The sequence below is a fragment of the Mycolicibacterium peregrinum genome, from assembly GCF_001665625.1.
Lineage (GTDB): Bacteria > Actinomycetota > Actinomycetes > Mycobacteriales > Mycobacteriaceae > Mycobacterium > Mycobacterium peregrinum_B.
In genome coordinates this window covers 113,319-128,061 of sequence record NZ_LZSY01000118.1, presented here as the reverse complement: position 1 = coordinate 128,061, position 14,743 = coordinate 113,319, and the positions used below count along the sequence as shown (strand labels likewise).

Annotated in this window: 17 protein-coding genes; 3 read left to right on the top strand and 14 right to left on the bottom strand. The window is 66.9% G+C overall.

The annotated features are described in order from the left end of the window. Positions 1-55 precede the first annotated feature (55 nt). The 4 genes from A5779_RS19570 to A5779_RS19555 form a co-directional block, all read right to left on the bottom strand. The gene (locus A5779_RS19570; RefSeq protein ID WP_064884740.1) at positions 56-343 is read right to left on the bottom strand and encodes a WXG100 family type VII secretion target; all 288 of its coding nucleotides are present in this window, start codon (positions 341-343) and stop codon (positions 56-58) included. A gap of 107 nt (positions 344-450) precedes the next feature. Further along, entirely contained in the window at positions 451-1,125 is a 675-nt protein-coding gene (gene purQ / locus A5779_RS19565; protein WP_064884738.1) for a phosphoribosylformylglycinamidine synthase subunit PurQ, read from the bottom strand. Beyond that, positions 1,122-1,361, bottom strand: coding sequence for a phosphoribosylformylglycinamidine synthase subunit PurS (purS, locus tag A5779_RS19560; RefSeq protein WP_054603966.1), 240 nt, complete (start codon positions 1,359-1,361; stop codon positions 1,122-1,124). Before purS ends, purQ begins: the two co-directional genes overlap by 4 nt. A gap of 10 nt (positions 1,362-1,371) precedes the next feature. Further along, positions 1,372-2,007, bottom strand: a complete 636-nt coding sequence (locus tag A5779_RS19555; protein ID WP_064884935.1) for a hypothetical protein — start codon at positions 2,005-2,007, stop codon at positions 1,372-1,374. A 46-nt stretch (positions 2,008-2,053) separates the two neighbouring features. On the opposite strand from A5779_RS19555, the gene A5779_RS19550 reads away from it, so the two are divergent. Then, entirely contained in the window at positions 2,054-2,692 is a 639-nt protein-coding gene (locus A5779_RS19550) for an MBL fold metallo-hydrolase (protein WP_064884736.1), read from the top strand. A gap of 45 nt (positions 2,693-2,737) precedes the next feature. Here A5779_RS19550 and A5779_RS19545 read toward each other — a convergent pair whose 3' ends face one another. The 4 genes from A5779_RS19545 to A5779_RS19530 all read right to left on the bottom strand — a co-directional run bounded on the left by A5779_RS19545 (position 2,738) and on the right by A5779_RS19530 (position 6,253). Continuing rightward, entirely contained in the window at positions 2,738-4,381 is a 1,644-nt protein-coding gene (locus tag A5779_RS19545) for an FAD-binding dehydrogenase (RefSeq protein WP_064884734.1), read from the bottom strand. Between the two features lie 21 nt (positions 4,382-4,402). Beyond that, positions 4,403-5,107, bottom strand: a complete 705-nt coding sequence (locus A5779_RS19540) for a DUF2334 domain-containing protein (RefSeq protein ID WP_064884732.1) — start codon at positions 5,105-5,107, stop codon at positions 4,403-4,405. Between the two features lie 79 nt (positions 5,108-5,186). Next, positions 5,187-5,675 carry a glutathione peroxidase gene (locus A5779_RS19535; RefSeq protein ID WP_064884730.1) on the bottom strand — a complete coding sequence of 163 codons (489 nt, stop codon included), beginning with the start codon at positions 5,673-5,675 and terminating at the stop codon, positions 5,187-5,189. Between the two features lie 32 nt (positions 5,676-5,707). Then, positions 5,708-6,253 carry a TetR/AcrR family transcriptional regulator gene (locus tag A5779_RS19530; RefSeq protein WP_064884933.1) on the bottom strand — a complete coding sequence of 182 codons (546 nt, stop codon included), beginning with the start codon at positions 6,251-6,253 and terminating at the stop codon, positions 5,708-5,710. 85 nt (positions 6,254-6,338) lie between these two features. Here A5779_RS19530 and A5779_RS19525 point away from each other — a divergent pair, with 85 nt between their 5' ends. Next, on the top strand, positions 6,339-6,785 hold the full coding sequence (locus A5779_RS19525) for a DoxX family protein (RefSeq protein ID WP_064884728.1): 447 nt from the start codon (positions 6,339-6,341) through the stop codon (positions 6,783-6,785). On the opposite strand, the gene A5779_RS19520 is transcribed toward A5779_RS19525, so the two are convergent. Next, positions 6,714-8,861 (bottom strand): S9 family peptidase, encoded by a 2,148-nt coding sequence (locus tag A5779_RS19520; protein ID WP_064884726.1) that lies wholly within the window; start codon positions 8,859-8,861, stop codon positions 6,714-6,716. The two genes, A5779_RS19525 and A5779_RS19520, sit on opposite strands and share 72 nt — an antisense overlap. Next, on the bottom strand, positions 8,858-9,745 hold the full coding sequence (locus tag A5779_RS19515; RefSeq protein WP_064884724.1) for a phosphoribosylaminoimidazolesuccinocarboxamide synthase: 888 nt from the start codon (positions 9,743-9,745) through the stop codon (positions 8,858-8,860). The genes A5779_RS19520 and A5779_RS19515 overlap by 4 nt, the downstream gene beginning before the upstream one ends. A 30-nt stretch (positions 9,746-9,775) precedes the next feature. Here A5779_RS19515 and A5779_RS19510 point away from each other — a divergent pair, with 30 nt between their 5' ends. Next, positions 9,776-10,399 (top strand): hypothetical protein, encoded by a 624-nt coding sequence (locus A5779_RS19510; protein WP_064884722.1) that lies wholly within the window; start codon positions 9,776-9,778, stop codon positions 10,397-10,399. A gap of 219 nt (positions 10,400-10,618) precedes the next feature. On the opposite strand, the gene A5779_RS19505 is transcribed toward A5779_RS19510, so the two are convergent. The 4 genes from A5779_RS19505 to purB are packed head-to-tail and all read right to left on the bottom strand — an operon-like array spanning position 10,619 to position 14,724. Then, entirely contained in the window at positions 10,619-11,206 is a 588-nt protein-coding gene (locus A5779_RS19505) for a DUF1707 SHOCT-like domain-containing protein (protein ID WP_064884720.1), read from the bottom strand. After that, positions 11,187-12,101, bottom strand: coding sequence for a tellurite resistance/C4-dicarboxylate transporter family protein (locus tag A5779_RS19500; protein ID WP_064884719.1), 915 nt, complete (start codon positions 12,099-12,101; stop codon positions 11,187-11,189). Before A5779_RS19500 ends, A5779_RS19505 begins: the two co-directional genes overlap by 20 nt. Continuing rightward, positions 12,098-13,303 (bottom strand): cytochrome P450, encoded by a 1,206-nt coding sequence (locus A5779_RS19495; protein WP_064884931.1) that lies wholly within the window; start codon positions 13,301-13,303, stop codon positions 12,098-12,100. Before A5779_RS19495 ends, A5779_RS19500 begins: the two co-directional genes overlap by 4 nt. 2 nt (positions 13,304-13,305) lie before the next feature. After that, complete coding sequence (purB, locus tag A5779_RS19490; protein WP_064884929.1) at positions 13,306-14,724, bottom strand: adenylosuccinate lyase; 1,419 nt, start codon at positions 14,722-14,724, stop codon at positions 13,306-13,308. Positions 14,725-14,743 lie beyond the last annotated feature (19 nt).

Genomic DNA, 14,743 nt, shown 5'->3' with positions numbered 1-14,743 from the left:
GCCGAAGACAACGAATCCGGATTCCAACTCTGAAGCCGAGGGCGGGAAGGGATCACTACTTGAACAATCCGTTGAAACTGCCAGCCAGAGAACCGTCTTCGACCTCGTATTTGTCGGCGGCACCTCGAACCGCCACACCGATATCACCGACGCCTTTGGCGATCTTCTCGACCTGCTGATTCATGTGCGCGCCTACCAGGTGAACAGCCCACTGAGTGGCCGATCCTGGAAGTCCGTCCGCAGCAGCGCTCGCCTTGTGGCCGACGTCCGCCCTCTGGATATCTCCTGAGGCAGTGCCTACTTCACTGGCAAAGCCACGCAATAGCTCGGGATTGACTAACATGCGTCCCCCATACAATGTTTCGATTCAAGCGGTGCCACTCAGGCACACAAACCATAGGTAATGAATCTAACATCAGGAGATCCCGGGCCGGTGCAGAAAAATCTGCGCTAAACCGAGAGAACCGCATCCAGAGCGGAGTAGAACAAGCCGAGCCCGTCATCGGACGGTCCGGTCAGTGCCTCGGTGGCATGTTCGGGGTGCGGCATCAGGCCGACGACGCGGCGGTTCTCCGAGCAGACGCCCGCGATTCCGCGCATCGAGCCGTTGAGGTTCTCGCGGTAGCGGAAGACCACGCGGCCCTCACCCTCGAGTTCATCGAGCACCGCCTCGGACGCGACGTACCGGCCCTCGCCGGACTTGAGCGGGATCAGCAGATCGGCGCCGGCGTCGTACCGGGTCGTCCACGCGGTCGTGTTGGAGGCGACCTCCAGCCACACGTCGCGGCAGATGAAATGCAGACCGGCGTTGCGCGTCAGTGCACCCGGGAGCAGCCCGGCCTCGCACAGCACCTGGAAGCCGTTGCAGATGCCGAGCACGGGCATGCCCTTGCCGGCCGCCTCGACGACCGACCCCATTACGGGGGCGAACTTCGCGATCGCCCCGCAGCGCAGGTAGTCGCCGTAGGAGAACCCACCGGGGACGACGACGGCGTCGACGCCCTTCAGGTCGGCGTCGGCGTGCCAGAGGTTGACCGCCTCGGCCCCGGCCAGACGGACGGCTCGGGCCGCGTCGACGTCGTCGAGCGTCCCGGGGAAGGTGATCACCCCGACACGGGTGCTCACGAGTCCTCCCGGCTCACCGAAAAGTCCTCGATAACCGTGTTGGCCAGCAGAGATTCAGCGATCTCTGCCAAGGTTTCGTCGGCTACGGAGTCGTCGACTTCGAGCTCGAAACGCTTGCCTTGACGGACGTCTGCGATACCACCATGTCCGAGCCGACCAAGTGCCCCGACAATCGCCTGACCTTGCGGGTCGAGGATCTCTGCCTTGGGCATGACGTGCACAACCACCTTTGCCACGGCGCACACTCTACCGGCACGACCCTATGTAAGCCGTGCACAGTGGGTCGGCCAGCGCATCGAGCACCTGACGATCGGATGGAGCCGACCACGGAACCTGTGGTGGCGTGCTCGACCAGAGGGCCAACTCAACCACGGTGCTGTTGCCCGGATCGGCGAGCAGGTACTGGTGCAGCACCTTGGTGTTACCGAAGTTGACGGCCGCCGCCAGCCGCCCGGGCCGGTCGGTGGTGATGGCCGTCCCGGCCCCCGGGCACGCCCGCAATGCCTCGGCAGCCCCCTGCACCACCGCGAGCGCGGTCTGACCGCCCTGCCAGGTCTCCCCGCGCCAATGCAGGACCTGGACCCGCAGTTGCCAGTGTCCGGCGGGCTGCGCCACCTCCGATCGCGCCGCGACGGCATAGCCGCGCGGATCCCCCGGCACGAGTGGCGACCCACACTCCTCTTCGAGGCGGAAGCGCGGTGCCACTGCGGTCACGGCCAAGCCGGCCAGTCCGGGCCAGCGGTATTCGCGGGCCAACGGGAGTTGCGAGGCAGGCGCCCACGCCGAATCGGGGATGCGGTCACACAGCGGCGGGCAGTCGGCGCTGGGCTCTGACCACGCGGAAGGAGGCGCTGCGGCCAGCCCGCAGAGCACCATCGACATCGCCACGATCACCCGCCATAGCCCCACCGAGCGCCACAATATAGGTATGCAACTCACGCATTTCGGACATTCGTGCCTACTGGCCAGCATTTCGGACACCACGGTGCTGTTCGATCCGGGTAACTTCTCGCACGGTTTCGAAGGCATCACCGGCTTGTCGGCCATCCTGATCACCCATCAGCACCCCGATCACGCCGATACCGCCCGGTTGCCTGCGCTGATCGATGCCAACCCCCAGGCCGCGCTGTATGCCGACCCGCAGACCGCCGCCCAGCTGGGTGAGCCGTGGCAGGCCGTGCATCCCGGCGACGAGTTCCGGGTCGGCTCACTGAACGTGCGCGGGACCGGCGGCAAACATGCCGTGATCCACCCGGAAATCCCTGTGATCGACAACATTTCGTACCTGCTGGGCGACGACGAGCATCCCGCTCGGCTCATGCACCCCGGCGATGCGCTGTTCGTTCCCGGTGAGCCGGTCGACGTGCTGGCCACCCCGGCGGCGGCTCCGTGGATGAAAGTCTCGGAGGCCGTGGACTTCCTGCGCGCGGTCGCACCGGCGCGGGCGGTGCCGATCCATCAAGGCATCATCGAGCCGAATGCGCGGGGCATCTACTACGGGCGGCTGTCCGAGATGACGAAGACCGACTTCCAGGTGCTCACCGAGGAGAACGGCACCGAGTTCTGATTCACGGCCCAGCCGTGGCCTTCTGACCGCGAGCGGTCGTGCGGGTCAGGCGATATCGGCTGCGGCACCCCGCCCGGCCGCCCGGCCGGAGAAGATGCAGCCGCCCAGGAAGGTGCCTTCCAGAGATCGGTAGCCGTGCACCCCTCCGCCGCCGAATCCGGCCGCCTCGCCCGCGGCGTACAGGCCGGAGAACGCCGTCCCGTCTTCCTTGAGCACCCGGGAGTCTAGGTCGGTTTCCAAACCGCCCAAGGACTTTCGGGTGAGGATGTGCAGTTTGACGGCGATCATCGGACCCGCCTTCGGGTCGGTGAGCCGATGCGGGGCGACGACCCGGGTGAACCGGTCACCGAGGTAACTTCGGGCCGCCCGGATCGCAGTCACCTGTCCGTCTTTGGTGAACTTGTTGACCACCTCGCGGTCGCGTGCGGTGACCTCTGCGGCCACGGTGGCGTAGTCGAGTTCGACCACGTCGGGCACGTCGTTCATCGCCGCCACCAGTTCGCGAAGCGAACGCGCGCTGACGAAGTCGACGCCACGGTCGACGAACGCCTGCACCGGCGCCGGGGCGCCGGGTTTCACCCGGGCCAGCACATCACGCACGCTGCGTGAGGTGAGGTCGGGGTTCTGTTCCTGGCCGGACAGCGCGAACTCCTTGGCGATGATCCGCGCGTCGAGGATGAACCAGGTGTAATCCTGCCCGGTGCGGCAGATGTGCTCCAGCGTGCCCAACGTGTCGAAGCCGGGGTACAGCGGCCCGGGAAGTCGTTTTCCGTTGGCGTCCAACCACAATGACGACGGTCCGGGCAGGATGCGGATCCCATGGTCCGGCCAGATCGGATCGTAGTTGGTGATGCCTTCGGTGTAGTGCCACATCCGGTCGCTGTTGATGACGTGCGCGCCGGCGGTCTCGGAGATGCCGATCATGCGGCCGTCGACGTGCGCGGGCACACCACTGAGCAATTGCTCGGGCACCCTGCCCATGCGGGCCGGCCAGTTCTCGCGCACCAGATCGTGATTGCCCCCGATGCCGCCGCTGGCCACGATCACCGCAGAGGCACGAAACTCGAACTCCCCGACGGTGTTTCGCGACGAGGCCGCACCGCGGGGCGCGTCGGAGGGCTCCAGCACCGCACCCCGGACGCCGACGACGGCACCCTCGGAGACGATGAGCTCATCGACGCGGTGCCGGTGGGCAAATCGTACCCGGGGCTCGTCCACCAACCGGCGGGCGAAGACGTCGACGATCGCCGGACCGGTGCCCCAGGTGATGTGGAAGCGAGGCACCGAGTTGCCGTGGCCCAGTGCCCCGTAACCACCCCGCTCGGCCCATCCGACCAAGGGAAACGTCTGCAGACCGCGAGCCCGCAACCAGCTGCGTTTCTCCCCGGCGGCGAAATCGACGTAGGCATGCGCCCACTCTCGGGGCCAGTGATCCTCTGGTCGGTCGAACCCCGCGGTGCCCAGCCAATCCTGCAGCGCCAGCTCTTGACTGTCGCGGATGCCGAGCCTGCGCTGTTCGGGACTGTCGACGAAGAACAGGCCACCGAATGACCAGAAAGCCTGGCCACCCAGGTTCGAGGCGTTCTCCTGGTCGAGGATCAGGACCCGCAGGCCCCTGTCGACGAGCTCGCATGCAGCGACCAGGCCGGCGAGACCGGCCCCCACGACAATGACATCGGCGTCTGCCATGAGACGAAAGAGTAGCCCCTGTCAGGCGGCGTCGGTCAGTACCGAAAATCCTCGCCACTGATAGACGGTGGGCACGCACTGATGCAGCAAAGCCAGGTCGATTGCATCCAGCATGGCCTGCCGGGGCCCGGGCCGTCGCAGGTGCCGCCCAGCGACGGCGACCCGCACCATTCCTTCGCGTCGCGCCGTGCGTTCGGCCGCGAGAACCACGGTCCGGCACCACCACGGCTCGGACAGGAATCCTTCCCCGATTCCGACCACGCGTGCGCGCGTCGTGGTCTGGCGGACCAGGTCGGTGATGCCGTTGAGATCGGCCAGCAGTCGAAAGCCGTTGCGCGGCAAAGCTGTCACCGTGCCCTGTGACACCGTCCAGCCGGGGGCGGCAAACAGCCGGGTACGCAGGCCGAGGTGTTCGAGCACCCGGTCGGCACCCATCAGCCGCAGGTTGGCTTCGTGGGCGGGCAAAGAGGCGAACTCACCGCGACGCTTCTTGGTCGCGGCCTCGTCATAGCCGTGGAGCACGATGGCGTCACCGCCGCTGCGCCGACGGGCCAGCCAGTCCACAGTGTCGGCGTCGCGGTCCAACCGGTAGCCACCCTTGAGCCGCGGCGCCACCATCATCGAGGCGGGCACGCCACGGGCATCGAGCTCGGCGCAGAACGACTCGACATCAGCCATCGTGCGATCGCTGATCTGCGATATCGAGACGATGAGTTGTCCGGTCACGCTGCCAGTGTGGCAACGTCACATGTCGGGACGGTGTCGAACACTCTGACGCCGAGTGTCCATTGGGATAGACCTGCGATCAGGCCGGCAGGACCGCTTCGATGGCCGCGATGACCTCGGGCGCGTCCGGCTCGGTGCGGGGACGGAACCGGTTGGTCACCGTGCCACCCGGGGCGAGCAAAAACTTCTCGAAGTTCCACTGGATGTCCCCGGCCTCGCCATCGGCGTCGGCGGCCTGCGTCAGCTCGGCATACAGCGGGTGACGGTCGGCGCCGTTGACGTCCGTCTTGGCGAGCAGGGGGAACGTCACGCCGTACGTGGTCGAGCAGAAGGTCTGGATCTCCTCGGCGCTGCCCGGCTCCTGGCCCATGAACTGGTTGCACGGCACACCGACGACGGTGAGCCCGCGTGCGGCGTAATCCTGGGCGAGCTTCTCCAGGGCGCTGTACTGCGGTGTCAGCCCGCACTTTGAGGCCACGTTGACGACCAGCGCTGCGCCGGTTGCCAACTCGGCCAACGTCGTCGGTTTGCCGTCGAGGGTGGTCAAAGGAATGTCGTTGAGGCTCATCGCAATGAGGTTAGCGGACGATGCTCCGCCCCTTAACCGTCGAACAGGATCGCGGCCAGACTCTCCACTTTGGCGATCGGGTCTCCCCCGGTGTCGATCGCATCGTTGAGCCACAACATCGAAAACCCGTGTACCAGGGACCATGCGGCGAGTGCGGCGCTTTCCGGGTCGGCTGCGGCCTTGGGGTCGGCCAGGGTGCCGACGCCGCGGCTCAACTCCGCACCCGCGGCCGACGCGGCCGCAACCAGTTCGGGGTCGGTGTCGTCGTAGAGCGACTTGTCGAACATCACCTCGTAGTGGCCGGGATGGTCGAGGGCGAACCGCACGTAGGCCTTGGCGGCGTCGATGAATTGCGGCCTGGCCCCCGTCAGCGCCGCCGCCAGCAACTGAAACCCCTCGGTGGCCAAGGCGGTGAACAGCCCGCGCCGGTCCGTGAAGTGGTGCGCCGGGGCCGCGTGGGAGACCCCGGCGGCACGCGCGAGCTCGCGCAGCGAGATGCCGTCGGCGCCGCGTTCGGCCACCAGGGCGGCGGCCTGCGCGAGGATCGCGGCCTTGAGGTCGCCGTGGTGATAGCCCATGTGGTCCATCCTAATCCCGCATCTTGACAGCGGCTAGATCAGGCGTAGCGTGTCGATCTAGGCACTGACAAGATTGGAGCCCGCGATGGCCGTCTTTCTGACCCTGATTCTCGGCAGCGTGGCAGCCCGGGTGATCGGACTGGCAGGCGTGCACTACCTCGACAGTTGGCCTGAGGCCATCGCCGTGGGACTGGCCGCGATGTTCGTCATGACCGGCGTCGCACACTTCGTCAATCCGTTGCGGCGCGACATGATCGCCATCGTGCCGCCCGCTCTCCCGGCGCCCGGCATCCTGGTGACGGCCACCGGCGTACTGGAGTTGGCCGGCGCCATCGGCCTGCTCTACCCGCCCACCCGCACGGCGGCGGCAGTCTGCCTGTTCCTGCTCATGCTGGCCATGTTCCCGGCCAACGTCCACGCGGCCCGCATGCCCGACCCGCCGAAGTCGATGACCTCGCGGTTAGGTGTTCGGACCGCCGAAGAGGCTGTGTACCTGGCCGCGGCCGTAGTTGTCGCCGTCGGCGGCGGCTAGCAGCCAGGCGTACTGGAACGCGGCTTCCTTCCACCGCTCGTAGCGTCCGGACAGTCCGCCGTGGCCGGCCACCATCTCGGTCTTGAGCAGCACGGGATGACCATCGGTCTTCGTATGCCGGAGTGCGGCAACCCATTTGGCCGGCTCGACGTAGTACACCCGGGTGTCGTTGAGTGAGGTCATCGCCAGGATGGCCGGATAGTCCTGTGCCGCCACGTTCTCGTAGGGCGTGTAGGACTTCATGTACCGGTACACCTCGGGGTCCTCCAACGGATTTCCCCACTCGTCCCACTCGGTCACGGTCAGCGGCAACGACGGGTCCAGGATCGTCGTCAGTGCATCGACGAACGGCACCTGGGCCAGAATTCCGGCGAACAACTCCGGGGCCATGTTGGCCACCGCGCCCATCAACAAGCCACCGGCACTGCCGCCGAGTGCCACCAGATTCTGCGGTCGGGTCACGTCGGTGTCGATGAGATGGCTTGCCGCCGCGATGAAATCGGTGAAGGTGTTGGTCTTCTCCAACAGCTTGCCGTGCTCGTACCACGGCCGGCCCAACTCGCCGCCGCCCCGCACGTGGGCGATCACAAACACCATGCCGCGGTCCAGCAGCGACAACCGGGCGATCGAGAACCGCGGATCCTCACACGACTCGTACGCCCCGTAACCGTAGAGCAACGCCGGCGCCGGGAACTGCAACCCGGCCCGGTGGATGATCGAGATGGGAACCCGGGCACCGTCGGACGCCGTCGCCCAATCCCGGCGCTCCACATAGTCTTCCGGCCGGTAACCGCCCAGCACCGGCTGCTCCCGTAGCAGCGTGCGCTCGCCGGTGGCCAGGTCAAGGTCGTAGATCCGCGCCGGCGTGATGAACGACGTCGCACCGATGCGCAGCTTCGGGGTGGACCAGTTCGGATTGCCACCCATCCCTGCGGCGGTCAGCTCGGAGTCGAAGGTCAGCTCCTCGCGCGTGCCATAGCCGTCGGCGGTCAGCGGCCACAGCGCCATCTTCGGCAATGCGTCACTGCGGTAACTGATGACCAGGAAACCGTCGAACGCATCGACGCCGTCCAGGCGGACATCGGACCGGTGTTCGATCAGGGGGCGCACGTCGCTGGGATCGCTGACCGGGGCTTCCACCAGCATGAAGTTCTCGGCGCCGTCGTTGTGCAGGATGAGGAACCGGTCCTCGCCCCCGACCACGGCGTGCTCGACGGAATACTCCACCAGGTCGCGCCGCTCCCACACCGTGGTGAGCTCGGCGGTCGGGTCAGTCGCATCGACATAGCGGACCTCGGTGGTGACCGCGCTGCCCGACGCGACGAAGAGGTATTTGTCGCTGCGGCTGCGACCGATCGCGACCCAGAACCGTTCGTCCGGTTCGTGATACACCTTCTCGGCAGGCAGGCCCGACGCCAGCCGGTGCCGCCACACGGTGTCGGGTCGCCAGGCGTCGTCCACCGTGGTGTAGTACAGGGTGCGACTGTCGGCCGCCCAGGTACCACCGGCGCCGATCCCGGCGATCGTGTCGTCATAGAGCTCACCGGTGCGTAAGTCCTTGAACTTCAAGGTGTATCGCTCGTCACCCAGGACGTCCACCGAGTAGGCCAGGATATTGCCGTCGAGACTCACGGTGGCTGCGCCGAGCGAGAAGTACTCGTGACCGTCGGCCTCGACATTCTCGTCCAGCAGGATCTGTTCGCCCGGGATCTCGGCACCCTCGTCGAGCTGGGGCGGCGTCCAGTCGTCGGGATCGCCGATCGGGCACCGGCAATGCACCGCGTACTGCTTGCCCTCGAAGCTGCGCGCGTAGTACCACCAGCCGTTCCGGCGCATCGGCACCGAGAGGTCGGTTTCCTTGGTGCGGGCCTTGATCTCGTCGAAGATCTTCTGCCGCAACGGCTCCAGATGCCCGGTGGCGTCCTCGGTGTAGGCGTTCTCGGCCTCCAGGTGCGCGATCACCTCGGGGTTGTCCTTGTCGCGCAACCATTCGTAGGGGTCGATGAACACATCACCGTGGTGCTCGCGGCGGTGGTTGCCGCGCTTGGCGACCGGAGGCTGCACGGACGGGGTCATGCGCCGATCCAATCCTCGAACCGCAGGCCCGAAATCCGTTCGTACGCCTCGATATACCGGTCCCGGGTGGCTGCGACGATCTCTTCGGGCAGCGGTGGCGGCGGGGTGTCGCCGTGCCGGTCCCAGCCTGAGTCCGGCCCGGTCAGCCAGTTGCGGACGAACTGCTTGTCGAAGCTGTCCTGAACCACACCCTGCTGATAGGTCTCGGCGCGCCAGTACCGGGACGAATCCGGCGTGAACACCTCGTCGGCCAGCACCACGTTGCCGTTCCCGTCGACGCCGAACTCGAACTTGGTGTCGGCGATGATGATGCCCTTCGTCAACGCATGGTCGGCACCTTGCAGGTAGGTCTGCAGGGTGCGTTCCTTCAGCTGGTCGGCCAGCACCGGCCCCACCAGTTCGATCACCTGCGCGAACGCGATGTTCTCGTCATGGTCACCGATGTCGGCTTTCGTAGCCGGGGTGAACAGCGGCTCGTCGAATCTGCTCGCCTCTCCCAGCCCGGGCGGCAGCGGGATACCGCACACCGATCCCGACGCCTGGTAGTCGATCAGCCCCGAACCGGTCAGGTAGCCGCGGGCCACACATTCCACCGGCAGCATCTTCAGTTGCTTCACCACCAGCGCGCGCCCCAGTACCTCGGCGGGGATGCGCTCGTCGTCCGGCGGCCCGGCGAGATGATTGGGCGCGCTGATCAGGTCGAAGAAGAACACGCTCATCGCCGTCAGGATCCGGCCCTTGTCCGGGATCTGCGAATCCAGGACATAGTCGTAGGCCGAGATGCGGTCGGACGCCACGAACAGCAGGTGCTCGTCGTCGATGCGGTACAACTCACGGACCTTGCCGCTTGCCAAGTGCTGGTAGTCGGACAGAGCAGGACGCATTGGGTCAGCCTATGTGTTGGGATCGGTCTCATGAGATCGCGGTACCTGCCCTATGCCAGCAGACCTGGCCGCTTGTTGGCCCAGTTGTTCAGCGACGTGGCCGTCATCACGTGGATCGCGGTGTGGATATTGGTCGGGATGGCCGTGCATTCGGCGGTGGCGACCATCGCTGAGGTCGGCAGGCAGGTCGAGAGCGGCGCCAACGGGGTTGCCGACAACCTGGGATCGGCCGGCGACAGCACTGACCACGTTCCGCTGATCGGCGACACACTGAGCAAGCCGTTGCGCGCCGCCAGCGAGGCCGCCCTCGACATCGCCGGCGCCGGCCACAACCTGGACAGCACCGCGAGCTGGCTGGCCTGGGTGTTGGCCCTGGCAGTGGCCGCCGCTCCGATCCTGTTCGTCGCCATGCCGTGGCTGTTCCTACGGGTGCGGTTCTTCCGGCGCAAGTGGACCGCGATCACCCTGGCCTCGACGAGCGCCGGCGAACAACTGCTCGCGCTGCGGGCCCTGGCCAACCGACCGCTGGCCAAGCTGACCGCGGTGTCGGACGACCCTGTCGGCGCGTGGCGCAGTCAAGATCAGCGGGCCATTCGCGGCCTCGCCGCCCTGGAACTGCGTTCCGCCGGCATGCGCCTGCGCCGTATCGAGTGATTTCGTCAAAAAGTTTGACGAAGTTCCGTGCGACATGTCGCGCCGAGAGACGACCACCATCGGCCAGACTCCCGGCCGATAGTCCTCACCAGAACCGTCAAAAAGTTTGACGAAGTCCCGTGCGACGCGTCGCACCGAGAGACGACCACCACCGGCCAGACTCCCGGCCGATAGTCCTCACCAGAACCGTCAAAAAGTTTGACGATCGCCCCGGCGAGGCTATCCGGTGCCGCTCAAGCGCCGCAGCCAGCTTCCGAACGGGTGCCGCACGGTGACAGAACCCATCCGCACACGGCCGCGCACGACGAGGTGCAGCTGGTCCGACGGCGGGCTGGTGCGCACTTTGACGGTGGCGCTGCCGGCGATGGCGTTGACGCCGTTGAGGTCGGCGGTGGCCGACGCCGGCACGATGAGCTCTGTCGAGCTGCAGTAATCGTCGAGGACGATGTCCACGATCGGGCCGTTCAGGACGGCCGACGTGAAGTCCAGGGTGGTGCTGCACAGCCGCGTTGTCATGTGCAGGGCGGGCGGCACCGTCCACTGTCCACGCCGCACAACCGAGGACATCCAGCCGCGCAGCTCCTCGGGTGCCGCAGCCGGGGTCGGTACGGCCGGCCGCCCCAACGGCAGGTCGACCAAAACTGCATTCAGCTCGCCACGGGTCCGGGCGGCCAGGGCGGCGTCGTAGCGCTCGCTGAACTCGTCGAGCGTGATCATGCCTTCGGCTACCGCGCGTTCGAGCAGTTGTCCCACCTTCGCGCGCTCGGCGTCTGAGACTCGGAGGTGGTCATTCTGGCCTGAGTCCATGCCCCGAGGTTAGGCGAACGACGCGCCCGACCACCACGACAACCACCGCCAGCCAGGCCACGAATGCGATCCAGAAGAACACCTGCGATACGACAGACAGTGCATTCCAACCGGTTTCGAGGGCCAGGCCGAATGCGGCCACCGAGTACATGCCCAACGGGAACACCGCGGGCCAGTCGAGCATCTGGCGCCGGCTCGTGATCGCCAGGGGCACGATCTGCACGGTGGCAACAACAAAAGTCGCGATGGTGAGGACGCGCACCGCATCGGCAATCGGGCCGGGTGGCAGCGCACCGTAGATGTGCTCACCGGCCAGCGTTGCGATTGCCAGGCCACCCATGAGGATCCAGTGATCGGATGGCACATTGCGCCGAACCTCGGGCTCACCGAGTGCCCGCCACGCGATGAGCAGAGTCATCACGCCGTACAGGCACAGGGCGACACCCCAGAAGATGAACCCCCAGAACACGATTCCCTCAGCGACGAAGATGAGTGACAGCCCGGACGTCCCAACGCTGGCCAGCTCCCAGGTGCCACGGGCACGATCCCGCAGGCCGGTCGGCCCCAGCCGCCGCATCTGCACCAGCAGCATCGGGATCAGCGCCAGCCAGCCGGCAAGACCCATCGCTCCCAGGATCCACAGCGCGGGCCCGTACTCGGCGAACCGGGCAGCCACCACCGCGCACGCCGCCACATACGTGAACAAACCGACCACAGTGTCGATGCTCTGCAGATCGAGGGACGGCCAACGGAGGACGGCGAGGTACATCAGCACCGGCAGCCCGAGCGCCGCGAGCACCGCCAGCGGCCAACTGATGACGCCATAGCCGTGCTGCCCCGCGGAGATCGACACGATGCCGGTCGCCATGACCGCGGCGAACGCCTCGGGTTTCACGCCCCGAGCTCCACCACCAGATGTCGGATACCGGTATGACGGTTGCTGCGGGTCCATTCGACGGGCTTCACCAGACGGGCCGCCGAGAACCGCTGAAGGAGCTCCTCGAACAACACCCGCAACTCCAGCCGGGCCAGATTGGCGCCAAGGCAGTAGTGGATGCCATAGCCGAAACCCAAGTGCGGATTGGGTTTACGGGTGATGTCGAAAACGTCCGGTTGCGCGAAGACCAGTGAATCCCGGTTCGCCGACCCTTCCCACACCTGCACCTTCTGTCCTGGCTCGATGTCGCAGCCGCCGAGCGTCACCGCCCGGGTTGCGGTGCGGCGCTTCGACGGTGACGGCGAGGACCAGCGCACCATTTCTTCGATTGCCGTCGGCAGTTCACCCAGATCCTCACGCAACAACGCCATCTGCGAAGGGTTTTCGATCAGCGCCAGCAGCCCACCGGCCACCGAGTTGCGGGTGGTCTCGGCACCTGCACTGAACAGCAGGGAGAAGAACAGGTAGAGCTCAAGGTCAGACAGAGAAGCATCCGTCGCATTCGCGACCACCGACAGCATGTCGTCGGTGGGCTCGGCCCGCTTCGCCGCGATCAACTCAGAGCCGTAGGTGTACATCCGCGATCCGGCCTCTTCGGCCGACATCTGCGGCATGGCCGCCGAACGGGAACCGCCGAAGTCGAATTGGGGCTCGATCGCGTGGAACAGCCAATGCCGCTCGGATTCAGGCACTCCCAGCAGGATGCAGATCATCTGCATCGGCAGCTCGGCGGCCACGTCGACCAGGAAGTCGAACGGATCACCCGGGGAGATCCCGTCGAGCAGCCGGCGGGTCCGCGCCCTCAGGTCGTCTTCGACCCGCCTGATCATCCGCGGGGTCAGCCCGGAGCTGACCAGTCGCCGGATCTCGGCATGCCTCGGGTCGTCCATCATGTTGAGCACCTGGCCCGCGATGGCCAGGTCTTGCAGCAGCGTGCCGCCGTAGGGCCGGGAGCCGCCGGTCACCGAGGAATAGGTCTCGGCGTCCCGTAGGACCGCAATGGTTTCGGCGTGGGTGGCCACCGACCAGAAGCCCTCGCCGTCCGGGGTGTGCTCGGTCGGCTCGTGCCAGTACACCGGCGCTTCGCGGCGGTGCGCGGCGAACAACTCGTGCGGAAAACCGGCAGCGAAGTTGTCCAGGTCGGTGAGGTCGGCCGCCAACGTCACAAGATGGCGCCCGAGGTGTACTTGGCGGCCTCCGGGTAGCGGCTGACCAGTTCGTCGACGGCCGCGACAACCCCGTCGACCTGGGCGCCGGCGGCGCCGGTGAAGGCCTGCTTGTCGGCCAGCGCGGCCTCCAGGGCGGCCCGGTCCAGCGGCAGCCGCGGGTCGGCGGCCAGGCGGTCGAGCAGGTCGGGTTCACGCCCCTGCTCGCGCATCGCCAACGCGACGGCGACAGCGTGTTCCTTGATCACCTCATGCGCGGTCTCGCGGCCGACCCCGGCCCGCACCGCGGCGATCAGGATGCGGGTGGTGGCCAGGAACGGCAGGTAGCGGTCCAGCTCGCGCTGGATCACCGCCGGGTAGGCGCCGAACTCGTCGAGCACGGTCAGGAACGTCTCGGTCTGCCCGTCGACGGCGAAGAACGCGTCCGGCAGCGCAACACGGCGCACCACCGAGCAGAACACGTCGCCCTCGTTCCACTGGGCACCGGCCAATTCGGCGGCCATCGAGCCATACCCGCGTAGCACCACCTGCAGGCCGTTGACCCGCTCACACGACCGGGTGTTCATCTTGTGCGGCATCGCCGACGACCCGACCTGACCTGGTGCGAAGCCCTCGGTGACCAGTTCGTGGCCGGCCATCAGCCGGATGGTGTGCGCCATCGAGGAAGGCCCGGCACCCACCTGTACCAGCGCCGAGAGCACGTCGTGATCCAGCGAGCGCGGGTAGACCTGCCCGACGCTGATGAAAACGTCTGTGAATCCGAGGAATTGGGCGACCCGCCGCTCCAACTCGGCCAGTTTCTCGGTGTCGCCGTCAAATAGGTCGAGCATGTCCTGGGCCGTGCCCATCGGGCCCTTGATGCCGCGCAGCGGGTACCGGTCGATCAGCTCGCGCAGCCGGGTCAACGCCAGCAGGGTTTCTTCGGCCGCCGAGGCGAACCGCTTGCCCAGCGTGGTGGCCTGGGCCGCCACGTTGTGCGACCGGCCCGCCATGACCACGTCGCGGTAGACGACGGAGCGCTCGGCCAGTCGGGCGACGACGGCGACGCCGTGGGCGAACACCAGCTCCAGGGAGCGGCGGATCTGCAGCTGCTCGACGTTCTCGGTGAGGTCGCGGCTGGTCATGCCCTTGTGCACATGCTCGTGGCCGGCCAGCGCGTTGAACTCCTCGATGCGCGCCTTGACGTCGTGGCGGGTGACCCGCTCGCGGGCCGCGATCGAGGCCAGGTCGACGTTCTCCAGAACCCGCTCGTAGTCGTCGACCACACCGTCGGGCACCGGGACACCCAGCTCGGCCTGGGCCCGCAGCACGGCGAGCCAGAGTCGGCGTTCGGCGACGATCTTGGCCTCCGGCGACCAGATCGCGACCATTTCGTCGCTGGCGTAGCGGTTGGCCAGAACATTCGGGATCGTCACGAACACACAGCTTACGGCC

Excerpts from the sequence above, each read along its gene's own strand:
- A5779_RS19510 (WP_064884722.1), top strand. The coding sequence starts at position 9,776 with ATGAGATCGCGGTACCTGCCCTATGCCAGCAGACCTGGCCGCTTGTTG.
- A5779_RS19550 (WP_064884736.1), top strand. The coding sequence starts at position 2,054 with ATGCAACTCACGCATTTCGGACATTCGTGCCTACTGGCCAGCATTTCG.
- A5779_RS19535 (WP_064884730.1), bottom strand. The coding sequence starts at position 5,675 with ATGAGCCTCAACGACATTCCTTTGACCACCCTCGACGGCAAACCGACG.
- A5779_RS19530 (WP_064884933.1), bottom strand. The coding sequence starts at position 6,253 with ATGGGCTATCACCACGGCGACCTCAAGGCCGCGATCCTCGCGCAGGCC.
- A5779_RS19520 (WP_064884726.1), bottom strand. The coding sequence starts at position 8,861 with ATGACCCCGTCCGTGCAGCCTCCGGTCGCCAAGCGCGGCAACCACCGC.
- A5779_RS19570 (WP_064884740.1), bottom strand. The coding sequence starts at position 343 with ATGTTAGTCAATCCCGAGCTATTGCGTGGCTTTGCCAGTGAAGTAGGC.
- A5779_RS19515 (WP_064884724.1), bottom strand. The coding sequence starts at position 9,745 with ATGCGTCCTGCTCTGTCCGACTACCAGCACTTGGCAAGCGGCAAGGTC.
- A5779_RS19525 (WP_064884728.1), top strand. The coding sequence starts at position 6,339 with ATGGCCGTCTTTCTGACCCTGATTCTCGGCAGCGTGGCAGCCCGGGTG.
- A5779_RS19545 (WP_064884734.1), bottom strand. The coding sequence starts at position 4,381 with ATGGCAGACGCCGATGTCATTGTCGTGGGGGCCGGTCTCGCCGGCCTG.
- A5779_RS19555 (WP_064884935.1), bottom strand. The coding sequence starts at position 2,007 with ATGTCGATGGTGCTCTGCGGGCTGGCCGCAGCGCCTCCTTCCGCGTGG.
- A5779_RS19505 (WP_064884720.1), bottom strand. The coding sequence starts at position 11,206 with ATGGACTCAGGCCAGAATGACCACCTCCGAGTCTCAGACGCCGAGCGC.